Source organism: Billgrantia sp. C5P2 (assembly GCF_051062895.2).
Genome location: NZ_CM128542.1, coordinates 2,798,658 through 2,822,387 on the forward strand (window position 1 = coordinate 2,798,658; position 23,730 = coordinate 2,822,387).

The following is a 23,730-nucleotide window of genomic DNA, read 5'->3' on the forward strand; positions in this document are numbered from 1 at the left end:
TCGTCGGCTGGCCGCGGTGTTGCTGGTCGCGGCCAGCCTGCTTGGCACCCAGCCAACTTCCGCGCGGGAGCAAGGCGAGACTACCGACGGTGGGGAATCGGGCTTTCTCGACGCCTTGCCCGTGGCCCTGCAGGCCCCGCCCGCTCGGCGGATTCGGGTGGAGCCCGACATCCCCCCTTCGCTGCGCCAGACCCTCGACACGCTGGTCACCACGCCGCCCTCGCCAGACCAGATATGGGCGGCACGCCAGTGGATGAGCCAGATGGAGCCCAAGCTCGCACGCTTCGTGCGCGACGAGGCCCTGCGCGGCGAGATGCTCACGCGTATCTACCACGAGGCCCGGCTGGCGGGGCTGGCGCCTGAAATCGTCCTGGCGGTGATTCAGGTCGAGAGCGCCTTTCGCGCCGATGCCGTCTCCTCCGCCGGCGCGGTGGGGCTGATGCAGATCATGCCGTTCTGGATCGGAGAGCTGGGTCGCAGTGCCGACGACCTGATGGATCCCTGGCTCAACCTTCGCTACGGCTGCACGATACTTGCGCACTATCTGGCCGTCGAACGTGGCGACCTCACCCGTGCACTGGCCCGCTACAACGGCAGCCTGGGCCAGACCTGGTATCCCGAGCGGGTGATGCGTGCCTGGACCGACCACTGGTGGGTCGGGCGCTGATGCGACGTGGCAAATCATCGGAAATAAAAATGCCGGCCCAATTGGGCCGGCTACTGGGGGGAAAACTCCCCCCTCCCCTGACGACTTGCTCTGCAGACTGGCTCAGTGCTTGCGCTTGCGACGATGATCGCGAATCACGAAGCCGATCCAACCTGCCATGAAAGCGACCATCATCGCGACGGTTACCAGCCCGAAAACGACTGCATCATCCCAGTACATGGTGGTTTCTCCCCGTCACCTGATGTGATGGGTTCACTCTAGCCGTTTGACGCACATGGAAAACTGACCTGAATCAAATTCCGCCTCGGCCGCGGCGAGTGCCGCGCAACGAATTGACACAGGTCAGTTTTTCGAGCGGATTCGAGCTTCTTGAGGGGTCAGGGAGCCTTGCGATCTTCGACCTGGGACGGTTCGATACCCGCGGGAAGCGGATGTCCCTTGGCCAGCTCGGCACGAGTCGCCTCGCGCACGTCGAGCACTTCCAGTGCATAGCTCAGGGTGTGCCCGGCCAGGGGGTGGTTGGTGTCGATGAGCACGCTGTCGTCACGCACCTCGAGCACCGTGACGACCTGAGGACCGTCGTCGCCGGGGGTCTGGAAGCGCATTCCAGGCGCCAGGTCGTCCTGGGGGAAGGCACCGCGGCCGACCTCCTGGATCAGGCTGTCGTTGCGCTCACCGTAGGCTTCGCGTGGCGTCAGTGTCACGCTCAACTTGTCGCCGACCGCGTAGCCCGTCAGAGCCCTTTCGAGGCCCGCCATGATGTTGTCGTGGCCATGCAGGTACTCGAGGGGCTTGGTACGGGCACGCGAGTCGTCGAGCACTTGGCCCTGCTCGTCACTGAGCATGTAGTGCAGGGTAACGACCCGCTGCGGAGCAATATTCATGGCGGTCTCCTTTGGTCGGTTGGCGAGGCTGGCGCCAGGAGGGATCAAGTCCGCGGGCGCAGGTTCGCCACGGGCATCTCCAGTTGCTGCTGTCGATTGAGCAGGTTGAGCAGCACGATAGCCCGCTCGTCGCCCTTGTGGCTGGCAAAGACCGCTTGCAGATCCTTGAACGGCCCCTCAGTGATCTCTACCTTCTCGCCGGCGCGGAAATAGACGTTGGCGACATTCTCCTGCCCTTGGGCGCCTCGCTCCCGCAGCATTGCCACCAACTCGTCGTCGACCGGCAACGGGTGGTCGCCGAAAGTGACGATCCGGAGTACGCCCCGGGTCGAGCGGATCGGCCGCCAGTTGCTGGCAATACGGTCGAGGCGGATGAACAGGTAGTGGGGAAACAGCGGCTCGTCCAGCCATACCAGCTTGCCACCGCGCTTCTTCTGCACCTGCAGAATGGGGTGGAACAGCTCATACCCCTGGTTGGCCAGATGCTCTGAGGCACGGAAGGATTCGCCTCCCTTGCATTGCACGACGTACCAACGCGGCAGGCTGTCGTGCTCGTCGTCGATCGGCTGACGTTCGCTGTGACTCATGAAGGCCTCCTACCGGGATATCCTGCTGGCATCAATGCCGGGGCTCTGCAACAATCGAGCGGCCGGAAGTTGGGGCCTACTGGGCCGCCCACCTCCACCGCGCGGTGGGCCATTCTAACACTGTTGCTGGCAGCAGGCCGCCCCTGGCCACTGTTCTTCAAGGAGTTTCGCCACGCATGACCATCCCTACCGCTCAGCGCAGTTGGGGAGCTGCCCTGGCCATTTATCTACGCGCCCCCGTCATCACCATGCTGTTCCTGGGCTTTTCGGCCGGCCTGCCGTTCCTGCTGGTATTCTCGACCCTGTCGGCCTGGCTGCGCAGCGACGGTGTCCAGGTGGCCGCCATCGGTTTCTTCGCCTGGATCGGCATGCTCTATTCGATCAAGTTCTTCTGGGCACCGGTGGTGGATCGCCTGGCGTTGCCGGTGTTGACGCGCGCTCTAGGCCAACGGCGCGGCTGGATGCTGGTGGCCCAGGCCATGATCATCGGCGGCCTGGTGGGCCTGGCGAGCCTCGAGCCACAGCAGAACCTGACGCTGGTGGCCGCTTTCGCCCTGCTGGTGGCCTTCGGCTCGGCCACCCAGGACATCGCCATCGACGCCTTCCGCATCGAGTCGGCGCCGGATGACATGCAGGCGGCCATGGCCTCCACCTATATCATCGGCTATCGCGGCGGGCTGCTGGCCGCCGGAGCCGGTGCCCTGTACGTGGCTTCGTGGTTCTCCTGGCAGGCTGCCTACCTGGCCATGGCGGTACTGGTCGGCGTTGGCGTGATCACGGTACTGCTGCGCCCCGAACCCAAGCGCCTGTCATTGACCACCCAATTGATCCACGAGCCTCGCGTACGCGCCTTCATCCGCGCCAGCCGTGGCAAGCCGCGCCTGCTGCGCCGCCTGGGCGCCTGGCTGATCGGTGCGGTGGTCTGCCCCTTCACTGACTTCATTACCCGGCACCGGCTCAAGGCGCTGTGGCTGCTGGTCTTCGTGGCCGTATTCCGCATCAGCGACCTGGCCATGGCATCGATGGCCAACCCGCTCTATATCGATATGGGCTTTTCGCTGGAAATCATCGCCAAGGTCACCAATGTGTTCGGCATCGCCATGAGTATCAGCGGCGGCATCATGGGTGGGTTGATGGTGGCACGCTATGGTATCGGACCGATCCTGGTGCTCGGCGCGGCAGCGGCCACCCTGACCAACCTGCTGTTCGCCGCCCTGGCGCTGGCCGGCCAGAGCCTGCCGATGCTGGTGATGGCCATCGTCGGCGACAATCTGGCCAACGGCCTGGCGAGCGCGGTTTTCATCGCCTTCCTGTCGAGCCTGACCTCACGCGCCTATACCGCGACCCAATACGCGCTGTTCTCGTCGCTGATGACCTTGCCCGGCAAGTTCCTGAGCGGCTTCGGCGGGCTAGTGGTAGAGGCGCAGGGCTACGCCACCTTCTTTCTCATCTCCACGGCCCTGGGGCTGCCGGCCATCGCGCTGGCGATCTGGATCAGCCGCGACAAGGCCCTGGTGCCGCCGCCCACCCCTCGCCCGGCCTGACGAGGCGCTTCAGTCGTCGAGCATCTCCTGCAACCAGGCCAGGGCGCCCGGCGTGGCACGCCACTGATCGCGCATCAGCGTGCGATACTGCCACGCCTCGGCGCGGGTGCCGGGCTCGGCGACGCTGTCCGGCCCCAGATGCACCGGGCGGGTCTGCTCGGCGCACAGCATCGGCATGGCATGAGGATTGTGACGATGCACTTCGCGCAGCGCCTCGTTGGCCTCGTCGATACGCTCCAGCCGGAACAGCGCCAACGCCCGTCCCATGAGAAGCCCCAGCACCGGCGTGTCGTCGCCCCGGGTCTCGGTCATGGCCAAGGCCTCGCGGTCGCGTCCCTCGCGCAGCAACTGGTCGAGTACCAATTCCTGCAGGCCCAGGCTGTCCTGGTCGTCGAGCGACAGCAATCGTTCGGCCAGGCGCCGGGAACGCTCCCGGGCGCCCCGCTCCATGCCGACCACGAGCGCCAGGCCGGTACGCAGCAACACGGCATTGTCGGCGCTATCCCACAGGAAGGCCCCCTCGCCCTCGCCCCGTACCCGCTCGAGCCAGCGTTCCAGGCGATCGGCCAAGGGCTCGAACAGGCTCGGTGACATCCACGGCAGGCTGCCGAAGCGGCTGGTCAGGGCCAGAGTGAGCGATTCCACCACGCGCGGCGAATCGAGCCATTCGGGATGGGCACAGATTTCACGCAGCCAGTCCCCGGCCTGGACCCAGGGATCGCCCTTGAGGCCCAGGGCGCTCTCGTCATCCACTTCCACCTGGAAGACCTTTTGCCAGGCGGCAAACAGAGTGTCCTCGCGGGCACTGCTGTGATACTCCAACTCCCCCGTCTCGGTGCGGCGCACGTCCAGACCACGCGCCGTGGGCAGCTCCGACAGCAGCTCCTGCAAGGCGGCCAGCGGCTCCGCCAGGTCCTCCTCGGCATTGAGCAACTGATCGGCCAGGGTGGCGCCGGGGTTCTCCGCCAGGTCGGCCAGGAACTGCAACTGGTCGGGCTCCAGTTCGCCCTTGCGAGACAGGCGCCGGAACCAGAAGCGCGCGCGCTCCGCGGCTTCCTCCTCGTGCCCCTCATGCAGCAGCAGCATGGCTTCGATATAGGCCAGGGTCGGCGAATCGGGCAGCGCCTGCTGGGCTCGCACGAAGGCGGAACGGGCGCTGTCGAGGTCGTCGTTGTCCAGATGCATCAGGCAAAGCCGCTCCAGGGCCACACCGCGCAGGAACAGCGGGCCGCGGTCGAGCACTTCGTCGAGCAGCTCGGCGCGCTTGCGGATGAAGCCGCGCTCCTGATAAAGATCGATCAGCAGTTCGAAGGCGGGCTCGGCCTGGGCCGGCAGACGTGACCAGTCGGCACGCTGGAACAGCGATTCGAGGATCTGCTGCGCACGCCCGCGCTGACCCGTCTCGGCGGCGATCAGCCCGGCCTCGAGCAGGGCCTGGGCGGGGGCGTTGCCGCTCTCGAGAGCGGCCTTGAGGGTCGGCCCCTTCCAGTCGCGCAGCGAGAGCATCCACATCAGATGGTCGGGCACTTCGGCGGGCATCGAGACGGCCCCGCAACAGTGCTTGGTCTTGCGCCCGGAATCGCACCAGCAGGGTTCGTTGCGGCCGGGCGGTGCCAAGGGCTCGCAGGTAAAGCCGGCGCGTTCGAGCGGAGTCTGGCTCCACAAGATGGGCGCGAGTGCCTGGGCCATGGCCAGGTCGCCGCCCATCAGCACGGCACCCTCCTCACGCGCCCAGGCCATGAAGGCCGGGTAGCGCTCCTCTTCACGGATGGCTGCCAAGGCACCCGAAGCATAGCCCAGCAGCTGTTCCACCCATACTGCCAGCATCACTCTCTCCGCCAGTTCAAAAGGCGCATATAGTAACAGGGAAGCGTGGTTCGATGCTGCACACAAGCCAGGCATCGCCGCATGGGCTCATTGGCGCGCCCAGGCCAGCAGCGGGCGGGTGCGGGCATGCATGTCGAGGCGCGCCCCCAGGCGCACCAGGTTCCAGTAGTGCCCGTTCAGCGTACGCGACAGCAGCAGCACGTCAGCCGGCGGCTGCAAGCGATCCATGGCCGCCCACACCTTGGGGGTGAGATCGCGCAGACGGCGGTGCACCCGGACGTCGGAGAAGTCCTGCGGGCCGGGTTCGAACAACGGCGCCACCGCTTCGGCGGATTCGCGATAGAGCGCCAGCGGCGCACCCTGCCCCTGGCGGCCACCCAGCCGGCACAGGGCGTCGTCCATGGCCATGGGATCGGCCGCCAAGGTGGCATCGAGCAGTTGCATCGTCGCCTTCAGGTGCGCTTCCGGCACCGCGATCACCGCACCCAGGTCGTAGATCACCAGCCGGCCCTCGGCGTCGACGGCAAAGTTGCCGGCATGCGGATCGGCATGCAGCTCGCCGTAGGTGAAGAGCTCTTCGGTGAGCCAGTCAGCCAGGGTCGCGGCGACACGCTGCCGCTTGGCATCATCCGCCCCTTCCAGCTCGCGTAGCGGCGTGCCCGCCACGTAGCGCATGGCCAGCACCCGCGGGCCGGAAAGAGTGGGTAGTGGCTCGGGAATGAGCAGGTTTGCGACATGCGCATAGCGCTGCCGATAGCGTTCCAGCGCACGCGCCTCGGCATGGTAATCGAGCTCGCTGCGCAGGCTGGCGGCGAGCTCCTCGAACAGGGCGTCCAAACGTGCCTGAGGTACCCTGAGCCAGCGGCCGAGGCGCATGATACGCCTGAGCTGGGCCAGATCACTCTCCAGAATGTCGGCCAGCCCCGGATACTGCACCTTGAGCACCAGCACCTCGCCGCCCCGGGTCACCGCACGGTGCACCTGCCCCATGGAAGCACTGGCGAAGGGCATAGGTTCTATCTCGTGGAAGTGAGCATCGAGTTCGCCATATTGCTCGATCAGGGTACTCCGTATGCCCTCCCAGGGCATGGGCTCGGCCTGGCGCTGCAGGCGCGCCAGCTCGTCGGCGAGATCCGGCGGCAGCAGGTCGTCCCACTGCGCCATGATCTGGGCCAGCTTCATGGCCGGGCCTTTCAACTCGGAGAGCCCCTCGAACAGCGCCTCGCCCAGCGCGCGCCAGTCGGCCTCGCCACCGAGCCGGCTGCGCAGCAGGGTGCCGCCGGTACGCGCCCCGAGACCCAACAGCCGCCGCGTCCTTCCTCGTTCCCGCATGATGGCGCTCTCCTCTCCCTGTTGAACTCCCGCTAGCGCATTGTACAGCTCATGGTGTTTTCGACCTCTGGTCCTGCCGGCCGATAACTGTAAGAATATCCAGAAATGACGCGACTCGACTGCAACGGAAAGGTGACATGCGCCTGATCATCGCCGAAAAACCCAGCCTGGCCCGAGCCATCGCCGAGGCCCTGCCGGGCGGTGCACGCCGTGAGGACGGCGCACTTCACGCCGGTGAAACCATCGTCACCTGGTGCTTGGGCCATCTGCTGGAGCAGGCGCCCCCCGACGCCTACGATCCCGCCTTCAAACAGTGGCGGTTGGACCATCTGCCGATCCTGCCATCTCGCTGGCAGCTCAGTCCGCGCCCCAAGGCCAGGGGACAGCTCGCCGTCATACGCAAGCTGCTCAAGCAGGCTCGGGAAGTGGTGCATGCCGGCGACCCGGACCGGGAGGGGCAACTGCTGGTGCAGGAAGTGATCGAGCACCTAGGCTGGAAGGGGCCCGTGTCGCGCCTGCTGGTCAGCGACCTCAATCGGCCCGCGGTGCAGCGTGCCCTGGCGCGGCTTGAGGACAACGCCCGCTACCAGTCGCTCTACCGTGCCGCCGAGTCGCGTTCCCGCGCCGACTGGCTGTACGGCATCAACTTGACCCGCGCCTGGACCCTGACCGGGCGGCAGGCCGGCCATGACGGCGTGCTTTCGGTGGGTCGGGTGCAGACCCCGGTACTCGGGCTGGTAGTGCGTCGCGACGCCGAGATCCGCGACTTCCGGCCCTACCCCTTTCATGTGCTGTGGGCCGACCTGGCGGTGGCCGGCGGCCAGCTACGCGCCTGGTGGCAGCCCAGAGAGAACCACCGGCTCGACGACCAGGGTCGCCTGCTCGAGCGCGCTCCGGCCGAGGCGCTGGCAGCGCAACTGCCCGGCGCCGAGGGAAAGCTGACCTCGCTCGAGACCCGCCAGAAACGTCAGTCCGCCCCACTGCCCTACTCGCTCTCGGCGCTGCAAGTGGACGCCGCGCGGCGCTTCGGCCTCTCTGCCCAGGCCGTGCTGGACACCTGTCAGCGGCTCTACGAACGACACAAGCTCATTACCTACCCGCGTTCGGACTGTCGCTACCTGCCCGAGGAGCACCTGGCCCAGGCGCGTGCCACCCTGACGAGCGCCTGCAGCCAGGACGAGACCCTGCGCAGCTGGCTGACCGGCGCTGACTTCTCGCTACTCTCCAAGGCCTGGGACGACAAGAAAGTAGGCGCCCACCATGCCCTGGCCCCCACCGGGAAACCGGCCGAACTCGAGCGGCTGGAGCGCGCCGAAGCCGATGTGTTCCGCCTCATCGCGCGCAATGTGCTGGCGCAGTTCTACCCACCACTGGTCGCCCGCGAGGTGAAGGCGGAGTTCACCATCCTCGCCGAGTGCTTTCGGGCCAGCGGCCAGGAACTTCTCCAGCCGGGCTGGAAACCGCTGTTCAGCACACGCGAGGAAGCCCCACCGCTGCCGCCCCTCACGGAGGGCGAAAGCTGCCGGGTCATGGCATGCGAGGTCGAGGACCGCGAGACACGCCCGCCGGAACCCTTCACCGATGCCAGCCTGATCAAGGCGATGATGAACATCGCCCGCTACGTCGACGACCCCGAGGTCAGGCGCACCCTGCGTGAGCATGACGGCTTGGGTACCGAGGCAACCCGCGCCGGCATCATCGAAACGCTGATCGAGCGCGGCTACCTGGTGCGGCAGAAGAAGACGCTGCGCGCCACCCGCCTGGGCAGCGGCCTGATCGCTTCGCTGCCCGAGGCCGCGTCCCGGCCGGAGCGTACCGCGCTATGGGAACAGCGGCTGACGGCCATCGCCGAGCGGGGCGACGACCCGGCACCGTTTCTCTCCGCCCTGATCGAGGACCTGCGCGGCCTGCTGGGCAGTGCCGACGCGAATCGCCTGCGCCAGGCCATGGCCACGGCCCAGGGCGAGGCCGCAGCCGCCGCACCGAAGCGGCGCGGAGCGACGGGCAAGAGCCGGCGCGGCCGCAGCACTGCGGGACGGACACGCCGCAAGCCGCGTACGAGTGCTTGATGGCACGGACTGGCATCCGCCTACCGAGCACCGGTATGCTGCCCCTGTTCGATGACCAAGGCACATCATGAACGACCAGACCCATCTGATCGTAGGCCCCGGCGCCGTGGGCCGGCTGCTGGCCCTGCACCTGGCCGATGTCGCGCCGGTGGTCCTGGCCGGTCGCCGGCCGCTGCCCGCCGAGCAGACACTGACCACGTCGGAAGGCACGCAACGTACGCGGCGCCTCGTTACGCTTGAAATCGACCGACTGCCGCCCGCGCCCCCGACTTTCCTGCACCTGACCACCAAGGCCTATGCCGCCGATGCCGCCTACGCCGCCGCCATGGCTCGGCTGGATGGCGCGCCGACGCTGGTCCTGTGGCAGAACGGCTACCAGGTGCAGCCCGAACTCGACCGTCGTCATCCTGGCCCCGTGCTGTGCGCCTCGACCACCGAAGGTGCCTGGATCAATGACGACGAACGTGTGACCCATGCCGGTCGTGGCATCACCTACATCGGCGATCTCGACAACCGGCACGCCCCATCATGCCGAGAATTGGCCGCCCTGCTCGACCAGGCGGGCCTGGTCGCCGTGGCGGTCGAGGACATCGGCGTACGGCTCTGGCACAAGCTGGTGGTGAACGCCGCCATCAATCCGCTGGTGGCACGCTTTCGCATTCGCAACGGCCAGTTGCGCGACCGTCCTTTTCGGCCCATGGTGGAGAGAATCATCGACGAAGTCGCCACGATAATGGCCGCCGAGGGCATCGCGCCTCCGGCAGCGGGTTGGCACGCCCTGGTATGGCAGGTGGTCGCGGCAACCGCCAACAATCGTGCCTCCATGTTGCAGGACGTGATGGCCGGGCGACCCACCGAACGCCAGGCTATTCTTCAGCCGCTGCTGTCAGCCGCCCATCGGCACGGCATTGCCACCCCCAGCCTGGACGGACTCGACGACTCGCTGGCGCAAAGCAGTACTCAGCCTCAGCGTTGATGAGCCGCCTGGCGAACAGGACGCCCGGCTGCTAAGCTCTTGTAATTAGCTTCGTACGCCCAAGCTAGATGCGCGTTTCGCTTTGAGAGTTCGGGTAAGCGAACCGCTTCGTACAGGGAATGAGTCAGGGAACATGACAACGTGTTTCAGAGGTGCCATCACCTTGGCTGTCGGCCTGACGCTATCGTCTCTCGTGGCCATGGCAGACACGAGCGCGCCCCACGGGGAGAGCGCGCTCCTGTACAGCGAGCCTGCCGCCTATGCCGAGGCCTCGCACGATCTGCTTGCCTCGCTGACGCCGACTTCCCTGAACCGACCCTCCTATGCCAGTAGAACCAGCGACCTGATGTACCTCGACAATGGCGTGGTGCTGGAAGGGGGCGACCTCGAGACGATCGATGGTTATACCTCCGGCTTCCGCGTGACGGCGGGCTTCTCGCCGACAAACCTGCCGCATCTCGATCTCGGAGCCGAGTTCACCTACCGTGAAAGCGACGAGGTCCCGACCCGCTATTCCGACCAGGCCATGCTGGTCAACACCACGACACTGGGCGGAAGCCTGGTGGCCGGAGTGCGCATGGGTCAGCTTGGGTTCTACGCCAAGTCGGGCTTCGCCGAATGGGAGGGCGACCCGGTGACCCAGGGCGAGCCGCTGTATGCAGCCACGACCGGGACCGCCCGCATCCAGGGCTTCGGTGCGCGGCTGCAACACAATCGGCTGGTCAGCCGCCTGGAGTTCGAGGAGATCGACGCTCCCAGCATGGCCCACCTGAACCTGATCACGGCCTCGCTCCATTACGCCTTCTAGGACACAGTGCGACAGCAACCGGCACCCTGACTCGATACACCATACACCGGGTCGAGGAGCGTTCCACAGCATCCCGGCTGGGCATGTTCTATATTCAATCAGCGCTGCATGGCGACATGCGGCGCTACTACATGAACTCATGATCCTGGAGTCACTACGATGAGTCTCAGAATCGGCGATACCGCGCCAGATTTCACTGCACAAACCACTCAGGGAACCTTGAATTTTCATGAATGGATCGGCGACAGCTGGTGCATTCTTTTTTCGCACCCAAAGGATTTCACGCCGGTATGCACCACTGAGCTGGGCTATATGGCCAGGCTCAAGCCCGAGTTCGACAAGCGCAACACGAAGATTATCGGCCTTTCAGTGGACCCCGTGGACAACCATGCCGCCTGGTCCAAGGACATCGAGGAAACCCAGGGCACGGCGCCCAACTATCCGATGATCGGCGACGACAAGCTGGAGGTCGCCAAGCTCTACGACATGCTGCCCGCCGAGGAGCCGGGCACCGCCGAGGGCCGCACCCCCGCCGACAACGCCACGGTGCGTTCGGTGTTCATCATCGGGCCGGACAAGAAGGTCAAGGCGATGCTGGTCTACCCGATGACCTCCGGACGCGACTTCAACGAGGTGATGCGCCTGCTCGACTCGATCCAGCTCAATGCCAAGCATACCGTGGCCACGCCGGTGAATTGGCGACCCGGTGACGACGTGATCATCCCACCCGCTGTCAGCGACGAGGAAGCAAGAAAGAAATACCCGGAAGGCTTCACCACCATCAAGCCCTACCTGCGCACCGTCAAGCAGCCTAACTGAAGCCACACCAGGCTTCGTTGACGACACCGCCCCGGCAACATGCCGGGGCGGTGTCGTATGGCCGAGCGCAGTCGCTTTCCAGCCCCAATTACATTCAGCCGGTGTTACGCAGACCTGCGGCAATCCCTGCCATGGTCACCATCAGAGCGCGTGAAAGCTCCCCGCTGATGGCACCGTCGGCGTCGCGATTACGCTGCAGCAGCTCGGCCTGCAGCCCATGCAGCGGGTCGATATAAGGATTGCGCACCTCGATGGCCTGACGGATCAACGGCGTCTGGTCCAGCAACTGCGGTTGGTCGAGAATCTCCAGCACGACCGACTGCAGCTTGGTGAAACGCTGGCGCAGTTGAGTACCGAGCTCCTTGAGGGCGGGCTCATCGACCAGGCGCTGCTCGTAATAGGAAGCAATGCCCACGTCGCCCTTGGCCAGCAGCATCTCGAGCATGTCCAGGTAGGTGCCGAAGAAAGGCCAGCGGTCGCGCATCTCGCGCAGGACTTCGAGGCCGCCCTCCTCTTCCATGCGTGTGGAAAAGGCTTCGCCGCTGCCCAGCCAGGCCGGTAGCATCAGGCGGATCTGGGTCCAGGCGAAGATCCAGGGAATCGCACGCAGGGTCTCCACGCCGCCATCCTGGCGTCGCTTGGTCGGGCGCGAGCCCAGCGGCAGATGCCCCAGCACCCCCTCGGGGGTCACCGCCCGGAAGTAGGGCACGAAATCGGGATCCTCGCGTACCACGCCGACATAGGCACGGTGTGCGATCTCGGCCAGGCGGTCCATCTCCTCGCGCCAGCGGGGCTCGGGTGCCGGCGGGGGCAGCAGAGTCGCCTCCAGCACCGCACAGGCGTAGATCTCCATGGAACGCAGGGCGATGTCCGGCTGACCGAACTTGAAGCGGATCATCTCGCCCTGCTCGGTGACACGCAGGCTGCCGTTCACCGAACCCGGCGGCTGCGACAGGATGGCCGCATAGGCCGGGCCACCGCCACGCCCCACTGCCCCCCCCCGGCCGTGGAACAGGGTCAGGTCGACGCCGTGGCCTCGGCACACTTCCACCAATCGCTCCTGAGCCCGATATTGCGCCCAGGCGGCAGCCAACTGACCGGCATCCTTGGCCGAGTCGGAATAGCCGATCATGACCTCCTGGCGGTCGCCGGCCAGCGCTCGGTAACCCGGCAGCGCAAGCAGTCGATCGATCACGTCGCCGGCGCGGTTGAGGTCATCCAGCGTCTCGAACAACGGAGCGATGGGCAACGAGACGACACCGCCGACCTCTTTCATGAGCAGGGCGACCGTAAGCACGTCGGAGGGCTGGGCGGCCATGGAAATGATATAGGTACCGAGCGCTTCGGACTGCTCGCTGGCAATGACCATGAAGGTGTCGAGCACTTCGCGAGTCTCGGCCGAGCACTCCCAGCGCCGCGGAATCAGGGGACGGCGCGACTCCAGCTCGGCGAGCAGGAAGGCCTGCCGTTGCTCCTCGCTCCAGTCGCGGTAGTGGCCGAGCTCGAGGGCCTGGGTCAGTTCCTCCATGACCATGGCGTGGCGACTCGCTTCCTGGCGAATGTCGAGCTTGGTCAGGGTCACGCCGAACACCGCGACTCGGCGCAGGGTGTCGAGCAACGCGCCATTGGCAATGGTGTCGAGTCCGACGTCGCACAGCGAGCGGTAGCAGGTCAGTAGCGGCGCGTAGAGCTGGTCACTGTTCTCGATGATCGGACCGCCCTCGTAGCTGCGCCCGTCGAGCTGGGCCTTGGCCCAGTCACGGGTCGCCTCGACTCGCTGCAGCAGGCGCTTGAGCAGCTCACGGTAGGGTTCGGCGACGTTACCGACCTCGGCCCGCAGCGCGCTGTTGCATTTCCACATGGAGAGTTCGGCCTTGAGCTGCTCCAGGTCGCGCAGGTAGAGATCCGCTGCCATCCATCGTCCCAGCAGCAACACTTCGCGTGTCACCCGTGAGGTCACGTTGGGGTTGCCGTCGCGATCCCCACCCATCCAGGAGGCGAACACGATCGGCGCGGCATCCAGCGGCAGCCGCTCTCCGGCGGATTCCAGCAGCAGGCTGTCGAGGTCACGGTGGAATGCCGGTACCGCGTGCCACAGCGAATTCTCGATCACCGCAAAACCCCACTTGGCCTCGTCCACCGGCGTGGGCCGCTCATGGCGGATCTCATCGGTGTGCCAGGCCTGGCTGATCAGCTCCTCGAGGCGCCCGCGGGCGCGGCTGGCACGCTCGGGATAGTCCAGCGAGGACTCGATGACGGTGAGACATTCATCGATCGCGTCGTACTTCTGGATCAGGGTGCGCCGGATGACCTCGGTGGGATGCGCGGTCAGCACCAGCTCGACGCGCATGGTGGCCAGGCTCTCGACCAGCTTGCGCGGCGCATGACCGGCGCCGCGGGCCCGCGCCAGCAGCTCGGAAAGCACCGGTTGCGAACCGGGCCTGTAGTCCTCGACGCGGCGAAAGCGTGCGCGGTAGTGCTGCTCGGCGATGTTGGCCAGGTTGAGGAACTGGTTGAAGGCACGCGTCACCGGCAGCAGGTCACGATCGGGCAGCTTGCGCAGGTACTCGATCAGCTCACGGCTGCTCTGCACGTCTCCCTGCCGGCCACTCTTGGCCAGGCCGCGGATGGTCTCGATGCGATCGACGAAGCCTTGACCCAGGTCGTCGGCGATGGTGCGGCCCAGGCTGTCGCCGAGGATACGTACATTGTCGCGTAGGGATTCGTGCAGATCGCCGCTCATGGCCGATCACCTCCTGAAGACGATTCGGAATGTCCAACTGACGTTTCGGAAACTGCGCTCTCGAGCCGCTTGGCCTCTTGCCAATGACGCTCCATGGTGTCCAGGTCGACGTCGCGGGGGGTCATGCCGCACTCGGCCAAGGCCCACTCGACATGGCGAAAGCGGCGCTCGAACTTGGCATTGGTGTCGCGTAGGCATCGTTCGGGATCGGCCTTGAGAGTACGTGCCAGGTTGGTCACGGCGAAAAGCAGGTCGCCCACTTCCATGGCGGCGTGGTCGCGGTCGCCCTCGGCCAGGGCCTGTTCGACCTCGTCGAGCTCCTCGCGAATCTTGGCGATCACACCCGTGGCATCGGGCCAGTCGAACCCCACACGGGCGGCACGCTTGGAGAGCTTGGCAGCACGTGACAGCGCCGGCAGCGTGCGCGGGATATCGTCGAGCACCGAGGCGCCCAGCGGCTCCTCGCTGCGCCCGGTTCGCTCCTCGGCCTTGAGCGACTCCCAGCGACTGTGGACCTGGCGGGTCTCTACCTGCTCGGCGCTGACACCGGCAGGGCGTCGCGACTCCAGGGTACCCTCGGGGAAGACGTGCGGATGGCGGCGCACCATCTTGGCGGTCAGGGTGTGCACCACGTCGTGGAAATCGAAATGCCCTTCCTCGCGGGCGAACTGGCTGTAGTAGACCACCTGGAACAGCAGGTCGCCGAGCTCCCCCGGCAACTCGTCGAAGGCGCGGCGTTCGATGGCATCGGCCACCTCGTAAGCCTCTTCCAGGGTATGCGGCACGATGCTGTCCCAGTCCTGCTCGAGGTCCCAGGGACAGCCCTGCTCCGGATCGCGCAGCACGGCCATCAGCACCAGCAGGTCATCGATGCCGTGTCGGATCTCGCTCATGTATTGCTCCCCTTGCGCTTCATCCCCTTCGCCCCCGTACGCAGGCGCTGGACCTCGATCACGTTGGACAGCTGCTGGATGCGTGAGAAGAGCCTGCCCAGCATCTCCAGGCCATCGACCTCCACGGTAATGCGCATGCGGGCAATGCCGTCGCGGGTATCGGTCAGGGTGTTGACCGAGAGTACGTTGACCTTCTCGTTGCCGAGAAGCCCGGTGACGTCACGCAGCAGACCCGAGCGATCCCAGGCCTGGATCTCGATATCGACCGGATACTGGGTACGGGCGCGCTGCCCCCACTCCACCTCGATGACCCGCTGCGGCTCGTCCAGACGCAGCTGCAGGATGTTGGGGCAATCCTGGCGGTGCACGGTGACCCCGCGACCCTGGGTGATGAAACCGACGATCGGCTCGCCGGGCACCGGGTGGCAGCAGTTGGCCATGCTGGTCTTGAGGTTGCCCACGCCCAGCACAGTGATGTCGCTGGTCGTGCTCCTCCCTTGGTCGCGCCGCGGCTTGGCCAGCAGGCGGTCGAGCTGCTCCTGGTCGTCGGTCTCGCCGAACAGCTGCTGGGCCTGGTGCAGCACCTGGCCGATGCGCAGGTCGCCCGCGCCCAGCGCGGCGTACATATCCTCGGGGGTCTGGTAGTTGACCTTGTGCGCCAGGGTGTCGAGGTCCATGTCCTCCACGTCCAGGCGCTTCATCTCACGATCGAACAGCGCCTTGCCCTCCTCTACGTTCTGCTCGCGAGCCTGGTGCTTGAACCACGACTGGATCTTGGCCCGCGCCCGCGAGGTGCGCACGTAACCGAGGCTGGGGTTGATCCAGTCGCGGCTGGGCCCACCCTTGCTGGCGGTGAGAATCTCGACCTGCTGTCCGGTCTTGAGCTTGTAGGTGAGCGGCACGATGCGGCCGTCGACCTTGGCCCCGCGGCAACGATGACCGACCTCGGTATGCACCCGATAGGCGAAATCGATGGGTGTGGCGATGCGCGGCAGGTCGATGACGTGGCCGTCCGGCGTGAACACGTAGATACGGTCCGGCGCCACATCGCTGGAGAGACCTTCGCGCAGATCGCTGAAGTCGCCGACCTCGTCCTGCCATTCGAGCACTTGGCGCAGCCAGGCAATCTTCTCCTCGTAGCTGGAGCTCTTGCCCCCGGTATCATGGCCCTTGTAGCGCCAGTGGGCGCAGACACCGAGCTCGGCCTCGTCATGCATGGCGAAGGTGCGGATCTGAATTTCCAGCACCTTGTTCTCCGGCCCCAGCACGGCGGTGTGCAACGACTGGTAGCCGTTCTTCTTGGGATTGGCGATGTAATCGTCGAACTCGTTGGGCACGTGGTGCCAGCGCGAATGAACCAGCCCCAGCACGGTGTAGCAGTCGGCCACCTCCGGCACCAGGATGCGAACCGCGCGTACGTCGTTGACCTGGGAGAAATCGATGCGCTTGCGCTTCATCTTGCGCCAGATCGAATAGATGTGCTTGGCGCGTCCGCTGACCTCGTACTGGTTGATGCCCTGCGCCTCGAGCATGCCCTTGAGCACGTCCACCACATCGTGGATGTAGCGGTCGCGATCCAGGCGCTTCTCGGCCAGTTGACGCGCGATCGTCTTGTAGTCGTCCTCGTGCAGGTAGCGGAAGGAGAGATCCTCGAGTTCCCATTTGACCTGGCCGATGCCCAGGCGATGGGCGAGCGGCGCATAGATGTCGAACACCTCGCGGGCGACCTGCAAGCGCTTCTCGCGGGGGGCATCCTTGACCTGGCGCAGCGCGCAGGTGCGCTCGGCGATCTTGATCAGCGCCACGCGCACGTCGTCGATCATGGTTACCAGCATCTTGCGCAGGTTGTCCTGCTGGTCGTGCTGGACCAGTCCTTGGCTGGGAACCTGGGCGTTGCTGATGGCCGCCATCTGCAACACGCCCTCGATAAGGTGCGCCACTTCTCCGCCGAAGCGCCGGGCCACGGCATCGACCGAAATCAGTCCCTCACGCACGGCACGATAGAGCACCGCCGCCTCGAGCGCCGGCTGGTCGAGCTTGAGCTGGGCCAGGATGTCTGCCATCTCCAGGCCCATGCGGTAGGTCGTGTCCCGAGGCAGCCAGGCCTTGTGGGAACGATCGGCTTCCTGCGCAAGGCGCTTGGCCTGTTCGCAGGCCTCGCGCATTTCAGCGGGATCGCGCAGCTTGACGTCTTCCTGAAGGCGTTCCAGCCAGTGACTGATATCGACGTCACCATTGACTGTCAGTGGCTGATCGTCGCGAACTTTCACCATCTCTCTAGGCTCCTTGCGATGACGGCTGCGTTGCACCGTGTTCGAGCAACAACAGAGACTCCAGGTGCGAGGTGTGCACGAACATGTCGGCTACCGACACCCGAGTGATGCGATAACCGCCATGCACGAGTCGTGCCGCATCGCGCGCCAGCGTGGCAGGGTCACAGGCAATGTAGACCAGCCGCGGCACAGGGCGTTCGATCAGCGCACGACATACCGCATCGGCACCGTCACGGGGCGGGTCCAGCACCACCGTCTCGGGCGCAAGGCGGGCAAGGAGTGCCGTCACGGCCGCTTGGTCATTGAGGTCGAGCTGCAGGGCCTCGATGTCTAGCCCATTGCTATTCGCATTGTACTGCAGTCGGGTCACCATGGCGGGGTTGCCCTCCGCCGCCGTGACCGCGGCACCATCGGCTGCCAGCGGCAGACCGAAGTTGCCGATGCCGGCGAACAGGTCCAGCACGCGTTGGCCGGCAATCGGCGCCAACCAGTGCCGCACCGCGGCCACCAGCTCACGATTGACCTGCTCGTTGACCTGCACGAAATCGCCCGGCGCAAAGCCGAGCTCGAGCTCACCGTTGCCCCCCGGCAGCCGATAGCCGAGCACCGGCGCTTGTCCTAGCCATTCGAGGGTCGGCTCCTCGCGTCCCAGCAGGCACGCGACGGCCACGCCATGCGCTTCACCGAATGCGCACCAGCGCTGCCGGTCTGCTTGGTTGTCACGCAATTGACGCACCACGACCACTCGGGAAGAGTCGGCGGCGATCAGTTCCAGATGCCCCACCAGGCGCGGCGCCTCGAGTTCGGCCAACAGCTCCCTGAGCGGCCCGACCAGTGCCGCCAGCTCGGGTACGAGCACTTCGCAACCCTGGATATCGACCAGGCGCCTGGCGTGGCGCGCACGGAAGCCGAGGTGCACGCCATCCTCGGCATCTACCTTGACGCCCAGCCGGGCGCGGCGACGGTAGCCGAGCGGCTCACCGGCCAACAGGCCGGGCGGTTCAGGCAGCTCGATGCCCTCTCGCTGGAGCAGCTCGGCGAGCACCGCGCGCTTGTGTTCGCGCTGCGCCTCGACGGCCAGATGCTGCAGGTCGCAGCCGCCACACTGGCCATAGTGCACACAGGGCGGCTTGACTCGCTCCGCCGACGACTCGAGCAGCTGGCGGACATGCGCCTCGTCGTAGCGCTTGCGCGTGCGGTTTACGGCCACTTCTACGCGCTCGCCCGGCAGCGCTCCTTCGACGAACAGGGTCTTGCCGCTGGCGGCACGCGCCACGCCCCGGCCATCGTGGGCCAGCCGTTCGATGGTCACCGCCGAATCCGCGGCCGGTGGCGCTGCAGGAGGACCTTCGCCCGGGCCTCGCTGCAGCCCCGAGACGCCGGAGCGCTGGCGCGCCGGACGTCGCTTGCCAAGCATTGCCACCTCAAGCCTCCGGGGCGAACAGCCCGGTCGAGAGATAGCGATCGCCACGGTCGCAGACGATGAAAACGATCACGGCATTCTCGACTTGTTCGGCAATGCGCAGCGCACCGGCGAGGGCTCCCCCGGACGACACGCCGGCAAGGATGCCTTCTTCGCGAGCCAGCCGACGCATGTGCTCCTCGGCTTCGTACTGGCCGATGTCGAGCACTTGGTCGACGCGCGTGGCATCGAAGATGCTCGGCAGGTACTCCTTCGGCCAGCGCCGGATGCCGGCAATGCTGGCGCCATCTTCCGGCTGCAGGCCGACGATCTGAATCTCGGGATTGCGCTCCTTGAGGTAGCGCGACACCCCCATGATGGTTCCCGTGGTGCCCATGGAACTGACGAAGTGCGTGATCGTGCCCTCGGTCTGTTCCCACAGCTCGGGGCCGGTACCACGGTAATGGGCCAACGGGTTGTCGGGGTTGGCGAACTGGTTGAGCGGCTTGCCCTCACCGCGCGCGATCATTGCCTCGGCCAGGTCGCGCGCCTCCTCCATGCCCCCTTCCTTGCTGACCGTGATCAGCTTGGCGCCATAGGCCGCCATGGCCTGCTTGCGCTCGCTGGAGGCGCTCTCGGGCATGATGAGGATCAGGCGGTAGCCCTTGATCGTGGCCGCCATGGCCAGTGCGATGCCGGTATTGCCCGAGGTGGCCTCGACCAGCGTGTCGCCCGGCGTGATGTCGCCACGTGCTTCGGCCTGCTCCAGCATCGACAGCGCCGGACGGTCCTTGACCGATCCGGCAGGATTGTTGCCTTCCAGTTTGGCCAACAGGGTGTTGTTGCGGCCCGCCGCGATACGCTTCAGCCGCACCAGCGGCGTATGGCCGACGACATCCTCGATGGTGGGAAATTGCATGTAACCGTCCTTAGGGTAACGTCTTTTCGCTAGTATATCCGTGGTGCCATCCACTGGACAGGCATGCCCCGTCAATGTGGCATACTGAACGGAAAGGCCGTAACCAAGGAACACCGATGTCGCTCGGAAATCGCCTGACACTGTGGATACTGTGTCTTCCCCTGTTGGTGCTGCTGCTCGTGGCGGTTTTCGTGCTGCACCTGGATACCGAATGGCGCAAGTCAGCCCTGCACGACCGCGTCATTACCGCTGTCGAGCAGCAGGCGCCGGAAATGGCTCGGGCCGTCATCGAGGCAGATCAGCCGCGACTGGACGGCATGGCCAGGCGCCTGTTGGACATCGACGAGGCGCGCGGCGTGGGGATCTACACCAATAGCGATATGATCCAGCTGGAGCTGGGCCGCAACCGCGCCCAGGTCGCGACGACGCCACCGCTCGAGAGACATCTCGACACCAGCAGCGACCTTTGGCGTCTGATGGTGCCGCTTACCCCGGCAGAGCTGGAAGGCAGCGTGACCAGCCGGGCCTGGCTCGAACTCGATATCGACAGCCGCCCGCTCACCCTCGACTACTATCGGCGCCTGGCCACGACGGGCCTGGGCCTGCTGATCCTCGGCCTGCTGCTGTTCGTCATCGCCTCGGCCCTCGGCCGACGCGTGGACACCAGCCTGGACGATGCCGCCGAGGCGTTGAGGCGCCTGCGTAGCGGCGATTTCGAGGCGAGCCTGCCAGAGGTGGGAGCCCCCGAACTGCGCCGACTGGCCCGACACGTGAATGCGCTGGGCGACGAACTGAAGCAGTCTCACGAGAACATGCAGCGCCAGATCGAGCAGACCACCATCGACCTGGAAGAGTCGATGGAAACCATCGAGATCAAGAACATCGAGCTCGACCTGGCCCACCGCAGGGCGCTGGAAGCCAATCGGATCAAGTCCGAGTTCCTGGCCAGCATGAGCCATGAAATTCGTACTCCGCTCAACGGCATCGTCGGCTTCTGCCGCCTGCTGGGGCGTTCTCGCCTCGAGCCACGCCAGCGGGAGTGGCTCGATCAGGTACAGATTGCCTGCGACAACTTGCTTGCCCTGGTCAACGACGTGCTCGATTTCTCGCGCATGGAAGCAGGCCGCCTCGAGCTGGATCGTGCCGAGCTCGACATGGTATCGCTGGTCGACGAGGCGCTGAGCCAACAAGCGCCGCTGGCCCACCAGAAGGGGCTGCATCTGCTGGGGCTGGTCTACGACGACGTTCCTTCTCTGCTGCGTGGCGACCCTCTGCGTATCCGGCAGGTGCTGACCAACCTGATCCACAATGCGCTCAAGTTCACCGAGCAGGGGGAAGTCATCGTGCGGGTGATGCTCGAGGAGCAGAATGCCCAGGGGCGCGCGCTGTTGCGCGTCAGCATCAGCGATACCGGGATCGGTCTCACGCCGCAGGAGCAGCACAGCCTGTTCCAGGCCTTTCGCCAGGCCGCCGCCAGCCACTCCCGCCATTACGGTGGCTCGGGGCTGGGCCTGGCCATCAGTCGACAGCTGGTCGAGCAGATGGGCGGGCAGATCACCGTGGAGAGCGAACCGTCACGGGGCTCGACCTTCTCCTTCACCTTGCCGCTGGACGTCATCGACAGCGGTGAGATCGCCGTCGAAGCCATTCTCGACAATGACCGGGTCGCCCTCTACGAACCGCATGATCCCACCCGTCATGCACTGAATCACCTGCTTACGCTCTGGGGAGGCCAGGTGGAGGAACTCCACCAACCGGAGCTGACGCCTCCCTACCCTTCGCTGCTGGTTGCCGCCCTACCCACCGACCTGAACGAAACACTGCTCGAGGAATGGCGAGCCAGACTCCAGGCAAGCCCTTGCCCGGTGCTGCTGCTGGTCAACGTGCCCCCGCTCGAGATGCCGGACCTGCACCTGCCCAGCGGCTGCGAGATCCTGAGCAAGCCGGTATCGCGTCAGGCTCTGGTAGATGCCCTACGCCGCTGCAGCAAGGCGAAACGCTGCCCCGAAGTCGTGGAAAAACGCCAGACTCGCGTGCTGGTCGTCGATGACAATGCCATCAACCGCCGACTGCTTCGGGAGCTATTGCAGCGCCCCGGCCTGGAGCTCGTCGAAGCCGATAGCGGCGCAGAGGCCCTGGCACAGGCCGAAGGTCCTCCGTTCCAGCTGGTCCTGATGGACATCCGCATGCCGGGAATGGATGGCATCGAAACCACCCAGGCATTACGGCGGCTGGGGGGACACTGGGCGCACTGCCCGGTCATCGCGGTCACCGCCCATGCCCACGATAGCGAACGCGAGCGGCTGCAAGCCGCGGGCATGCAGGAGGTACTGGTCAAGCCGGTGGATTCCAACCGGCTAGAGGCCGTCCTGCATCGCCATATCGGCCTGGTGACGCTACCCCACGCGCCGCCCCTGCCCGCGGCCCAGGAAGCCGGGCCCGCCAGCGAACTGGCCGTCGTCGACATGGAACTCGGTACTCGCCTGGCAAACGGCAACGCGAACCTGGCGCGCGAGCTGCTGGACAAACTCGTCGCCTCGCTGCCGGAAACCGTGAGCGAGCTGCGCGACGCGCTCGCCACCGGCAACCCGGAGACCCTGCTGGATGTCGTACACGCGCTCAACGGCGCCTGCCGTTACTGCGGCGCGCCCGAACTCGCCCTGGTGGCGGAAACGCTGGAGACCCGGTTACGTTCGCGCGGAATGACGGACGTCGACATGCTGATCGACGACCTGTTCCAGGCCATCGAACGGCTACGCGGCTGGCATACCGAGAGTCAGGACGCGCCCTCCAGCACGACCATCGCCAATGCCAGTTCCGCCTCGTCGCTCAAGGACAAATGAATGGCCCTGACACCCGCCGCGGTGGCCAGTTCGTGGGCCCGCCCCGAGAGCATCAGTGACGGGCGGCCCAGGGCATCGCTGGCGACCTGAATCTCGGCCCAGCGCATGCCATGGCGCAACCCTGTACCCAGCGCCTTGACGAAGGCCTCCTTGGCCGCGAAACGCTTGGCGAGGAAAGACGCCTTGTCGTGTCGCCGGGCCAGGTGTTCACGCTCCAGCTCACCGAGTATGCGTTGCGGGAAGCGCTCCCCATGGCGAGCCATCGCGGACTCGAAGCGCGCCACCCGAGCAAGATCGGTGCCGATGCCGATAATCATGCGTGGTCGTGGTCATCGTGATGATCGTGGTCGTGCTCTTCCAGCGAGGCGATGAAACCCGCCTCCTGGCCGGCGATCATTAGCCGCTTCATCTCGGCCACGGCCTCCTTGAGCCCGACGAACAGCGCGCGGGCGATGATGGCATGGCCGATATTGAGTTCATGCAGCCCCGGAATCGCCGCAATCGCCTCGACATTGTGGTAATGCAGGCCATGCCCGGCATTGACCGTGAGTCCCAGCTCCAGCGCCATCTCAGTCGCTGCCGTCAACCGGGCATGCTCCTCGCGGGCCGCCCGCCCCGTGCACTCGGCATAGGCTCCGGTATGCAGCTCGATAACCGGCACCCCAGCGCGCTTGGCCGCCTCGATCTGGGCAGGTTCAGGGTCGATGAACAGCGATACCTCGCAGCCCACCGCCGCCAGGCGGCGACAGGCGGCAGCGATCGCATCGAAACCGCCAATCACGTCCAGTCCACCCTCGGTGGTCAGCTCCTCGCGCTTCTCCGGCACCAGACAGACGTGCGCTGGGCGGATCTCCTCGGCCAGCATCAGCATCTCCTCGGTGACCGCCATCTCCAGGTTCATGCGCGTGTTGAGCACCTCGGCGAGAATTCTCACGTCGCGCTCCTGGATATGCCGCCGGTCTTCGCGCAAGTGAACCGTGATGCCATCGGCACCGGCCTCCTCTGCCAGCAGCGCCGCCTGGACCGGATCGGGATAGCGTGTGCCACGAGCCTGACGCAGCGTGGCAATGTGATCGATGTTGACGCCAAGCAGAATGCGCGGGGGGTGCATGAGGATCTCCAGCTGCAGGTCGGGGGATAACGC

Annotated in this window: 19 protein-coding genes; 7 read left to right on the forward strand and 12 right to left on the reverse strand. The window is 65.9% G+C overall.

Going from position 1 to position 23,730, the window contains the following annotated elements:
- Positions 1-16: 16 nt before the first annotated feature.
- Positions 17-667, forward strand: a complete 651-nt coding sequence (locus tag ACRWQA_RS12970) for a lytic transglycosylase domain-containing protein (protein ID WP_412031201.1) — start codon at positions 17-19, stop codon at positions 665-667.
- Between the two features lie 102 nt (positions 668-769).
- Here ACRWQA_RS12970 and ccoM read toward each other — a convergent pair whose 3' ends face one another.
- From ccoM to rfaH, 3 genes are all read right to left on the reverse strand, one after another.
- The gene (gene ccoM, locus ACRWQA_RS12975; protein WP_276571223.1) at positions 770-886 is read right to left on the reverse strand and encodes a cytochrome c oxidase subunit CcoM; all 117 of its coding nucleotides are present in this window, start codon (positions 884-886) and stop codon (positions 770-772) included.
- 158 nt (positions 887-1,044) lie between these two features.
- The gene (locus tag ACRWQA_RS12980; RefSeq protein WP_263583487.1) at positions 1,045-1,551 is read right to left on the reverse strand and encodes an FKBP-type peptidyl-prolyl cis-trans isomerase; all 507 of its coding nucleotides are present in this window, start codon (positions 1,549-1,551) and stop codon (positions 1,045-1,047) included.
- A 44-nt stretch (positions 1,552-1,595) separates the two neighbouring features.
- Positions 1,596-2,138, reverse strand: a complete 543-nt coding sequence (gene rfaH / locus ACRWQA_RS12985; RefSeq protein WP_263583486.1) for a transcription/translation regulatory transformer protein RfaH — start codon at positions 2,136-2,138, stop codon at positions 1,596-1,598.
- 176 nt (positions 2,139-2,314) lie between these two features.
- On the opposite strand from rfaH, the gene ACRWQA_RS12990 reads away from it, so the two are divergent.
- Positions 2,315-3,682 carry an AmpG family muropeptide MFS transporter gene (locus ACRWQA_RS12990; RefSeq protein WP_263583485.1) on the forward strand — a complete coding sequence of 456 codons (1,368 nt, stop codon included), beginning with the start codon at positions 2,315-2,317 and terminating at the stop codon, positions 3,680-3,682.
- Positions 3,683-3,691: 9 nt separating this feature from the next.
- Here the strand turns inward: ACRWQA_RS12990 and ACRWQA_RS12995 are convergent, their stop codons facing one another.
- Together ACRWQA_RS12995 and ACRWQA_RS13000 are read right to left on the reverse strand one after the other, a co-directional pair.
- Entirely contained in the window at positions 3,692-5,509 is a 1,818-nt protein-coding gene (locus ACRWQA_RS12995) for an SEC-C domain-containing protein (RefSeq protein WP_263583484.1), read from the reverse strand.
- A gap of 87 nt (positions 5,510-5,596) precedes the next feature.
- Positions 5,597-6,841, reverse strand: coding sequence for an ABC1 kinase family protein (locus ACRWQA_RS13000; RefSeq protein ID WP_263583483.1), 1,245 nt, complete (start codon positions 6,839-6,841; stop codon positions 5,597-5,599).
- 137 nt (positions 6,842-6,978) lie between these two features.
- Here ACRWQA_RS13000 and ACRWQA_RS13005 point away from each other — a divergent pair, with 137 nt between their 5' ends.
- The 4 genes from ACRWQA_RS13005 (at position 6,979) to ACRWQA_RS13020 (ending at position 11,513) form a co-directional block, all read left to right on the forward strand.
- Positions 6,979-8,910: a DNA topoisomerase III gene (locus ACRWQA_RS13005; RefSeq protein ID WP_434227414.1), complete on the forward strand. Its 1,932-nt coding sequence runs from the start codon at positions 6,979-6,981 to the stop codon at positions 8,908-8,910.
- Positions 8,911-8,977: 67 nt separating this feature from the next.
- A complete protein-coding gene (locus ACRWQA_RS13010) occupies positions 8,978-9,886 on the forward strand; it encodes a ketopantoate reductase family protein (protein WP_434227416.1) in 909 nt (302 codons plus the stop codon).
- A 133-nt stretch (positions 9,887-10,019) separates the two neighbouring features.
- Positions 10,020-10,694: a hypothetical protein gene (locus ACRWQA_RS13015; RefSeq protein ID WP_263583480.1), complete on the forward strand. Its 675-nt coding sequence runs from the start codon at positions 10,020-10,022 to the stop codon at positions 10,692-10,694.
- Positions 10,695-10,853: 159 nt separating this feature from the next.
- Entirely contained in the window at positions 10,854-11,513 is a 660-nt protein-coding gene (locus ACRWQA_RS13020) for a peroxiredoxin (protein WP_263583479.1), read from the forward strand.
- Between the two features lie 94 nt (positions 11,514-11,607).
- Here the strand turns inward: ACRWQA_RS13020 and ppc are convergent, their stop codons facing one another.
- Genes ppc through cysM form a run of 5 tightly spaced genes read right to left on the reverse strand, consistent with a single transcriptional unit; the run spans position 11,608 to position 19,743 of the window.
- Positions 11,608-14,256: a phosphoenolpyruvate carboxylase gene (gene ppc, locus ACRWQA_RS13025; RefSeq protein ID WP_434227419.1), complete on the reverse strand. Its 2,649-nt coding sequence runs from the start codon at positions 14,254-14,256 to the stop codon at positions 11,608-11,610.
- Complete coding sequence (gene mazG, locus ACRWQA_RS13030; RefSeq protein WP_434227420.1) at positions 14,253-15,149, reverse strand: nucleoside triphosphate pyrophosphohydrolase; 897 nt, start codon at positions 15,147-15,149, stop codon at positions 14,253-14,255. Before mazG ends, ppc begins: the two co-directional genes overlap by 4 nt.
- Positions 15,146-17,422, reverse strand: coding sequence for a GTP diphosphokinase (gene relA, locus ACRWQA_RS13035; protein WP_263583476.1), 2,277 nt, complete (start codon positions 17,420-17,422; stop codon positions 15,146-15,148). The genes mazG and relA overlap by 4 nt, the downstream gene beginning before the upstream one ends.
- A gap of 4 nt (positions 17,423-17,426) precedes the next feature.
- On the reverse strand, positions 17,427-18,845 hold the full coding sequence (locus ACRWQA_RS13040) for a TRAM domain-containing protein (RefSeq protein ID WP_263583475.1): 1,419 nt from the start codon (positions 18,843-18,845) through the stop codon (positions 17,427-17,429).
- Between the two features lies 1 nt (position 18,846).
- The gene (cysM, locus tag ACRWQA_RS13045; protein ID WP_263583474.1) at positions 18,847-19,743 is read right to left on the reverse strand and encodes a cysteine synthase CysM; all 897 of its coding nucleotides are present in this window, start codon (positions 19,741-19,743) and stop codon (positions 18,847-18,849) included.
- A 116-nt stretch (positions 19,744-19,859) separates the two neighbouring features.
- Between cysM and ACRWQA_RS13050 the strand changes: the two genes are divergently transcribed.
- A complete protein-coding gene (locus ACRWQA_RS13050; RefSeq protein WP_263583473.1) occupies positions 19,860-22,586 on the forward strand; it encodes a HAMP domain-containing sensor histidine kinase in 2,727 nt (908 codons plus the stop codon).
- Here the strand turns inward: ACRWQA_RS13050 and acpS are convergent.
- Positions 22,520-22,903 carry a holo-ACP synthase gene (gene acpS / locus ACRWQA_RS13055; protein WP_263583472.1) on the reverse strand — a complete coding sequence of 128 codons (384 nt, stop codon included), beginning with the start codon at positions 22,901-22,903 and terminating at the stop codon, positions 22,520-22,522. The genes ACRWQA_RS13050 and acpS overlap by 67 nt on opposite strands.
- Positions 22,900-23,697 (reverse strand): pyridoxine 5'-phosphate synthase, encoded by a 798-nt coding sequence (pdxJ, locus tag ACRWQA_RS13060; RefSeq protein ID WP_263583471.1) that lies wholly within the window; start codon positions 23,695-23,697, stop codon positions 22,900-22,902. Before pdxJ ends, acpS begins: the two co-directional genes overlap by 4 nt.
- Between the last annotated feature and the right edge of the window lie 33 nt (positions 23,698-23,730).

Excerpts from the sequence above, each read along its gene's own strand:
- ACRWQA_RS13000 (WP_263583483.1), bottom strand. The coding sequence starts at position 6,841 with ATGCGGGAACGAGGAAGGACGCGGCGGCTGTTGGGTCTCGGGGCGCGT.
- ACRWQA_RS12990 (WP_263583485.1), top strand. The coding sequence starts at position 2,315 with ATGACCATCCCTACCGCTCAGCGCAGTTGGGGAGCTGCCCTGGCCATT.
- ACRWQA_RS12980 (WP_263583487.1), bottom strand. The coding sequence starts at position 1,551 with ATGAATATTGCTCCGCAGCGGGTCGTTACCCTGCACTACATGCTCAGT.
- ACRWQA_RS13010 (WP_434227416.1), top strand. The coding sequence starts at position 8,978 with ATGAACGACCAGACCCATCTGATCGTAGGCCCCGGCGCCGTGGGCCGG.
- mazG (WP_434227420.1), bottom strand. The coding sequence starts at position 15,149 with ATGAGCGAGATCCGACACGGCATCGATGACCTGCTGGTGCTGATGGCC.
- ccoM (WP_276571223.1), bottom strand. The coding sequence starts at position 886 with ATGTACTGGGATGATGCAGTCGTTTTCGGGCTGGTAACCGTCGCGATG.
- ACRWQA_RS13050 (WP_263583473.1), top strand. The coding sequence starts at position 19,860 with ATGTCGCTCGGAAATCGCCTGACACTGTGGATACTGTGTCTTCCCCTG.
- rfaH (WP_263583486.1), bottom strand. The coding sequence starts at position 2,138 with ATGAGTCACAGCGAACGTCAGCCGATCGACGACGAGCACGACAGCCTG.
- pdxJ (WP_263583471.1), bottom strand. The coding sequence starts at position 23,697 with ATGCACCCCCCGCGCATTCTGCTTGGCGTCAACATCGATCACATTGCC.
- ppc (WP_434227419.1), bottom strand. The coding sequence starts at position 14,256 with ATGAGCGGCGATCTGCACGAATCCCTACGCGACAATGTACGTATCCTC.
- ACRWQA_RS13005 (WP_434227414.1), top strand. The coding sequence starts at position 6,979 with ATGCGCCTGATCATCGCCGAAAAACCCAGCCTGGCCCGAGCCATCGCC.
- cysM (WP_263583474.1), bottom strand. The coding sequence starts at position 19,743 with ATGCAATTTCCCACCATCGAGGATGTCGTCGGCCATACGCCGCTGGTG.
- ACRWQA_RS13015 (WP_263583480.1), top strand. The coding sequence starts at position 10,020 with ATGACAACGTGTTTCAGAGGTGCCATCACCTTGGCTGTCGGCCTGACG.
- ACRWQA_RS12995 (WP_263583484.1), bottom strand. The coding sequence starts at position 5,509 with ATGCTGGCAGTATGGGTGGAACAGCTGCTGGGCTATGCTTCGGGTGCC.
- ACRWQA_RS13020 (WP_263583479.1), top strand. The coding sequence starts at position 10,854 with ATGAGTCTCAGAATCGGCGATACCGCGCCAGATTTCACTGCACAAACC.
- relA (WP_263583476.1), bottom strand. The coding sequence starts at position 17,422 with ATGGTGAAAGTTCGCGACGATCAGCCACTGACAGTCAATGGTGACGTC.
- acpS (WP_263583472.1), bottom strand. The coding sequence starts at position 22,903 with ATGATTATCGGCATCGGCACCGATCTTGCTCGGGTGGCGCGCTTCGAG.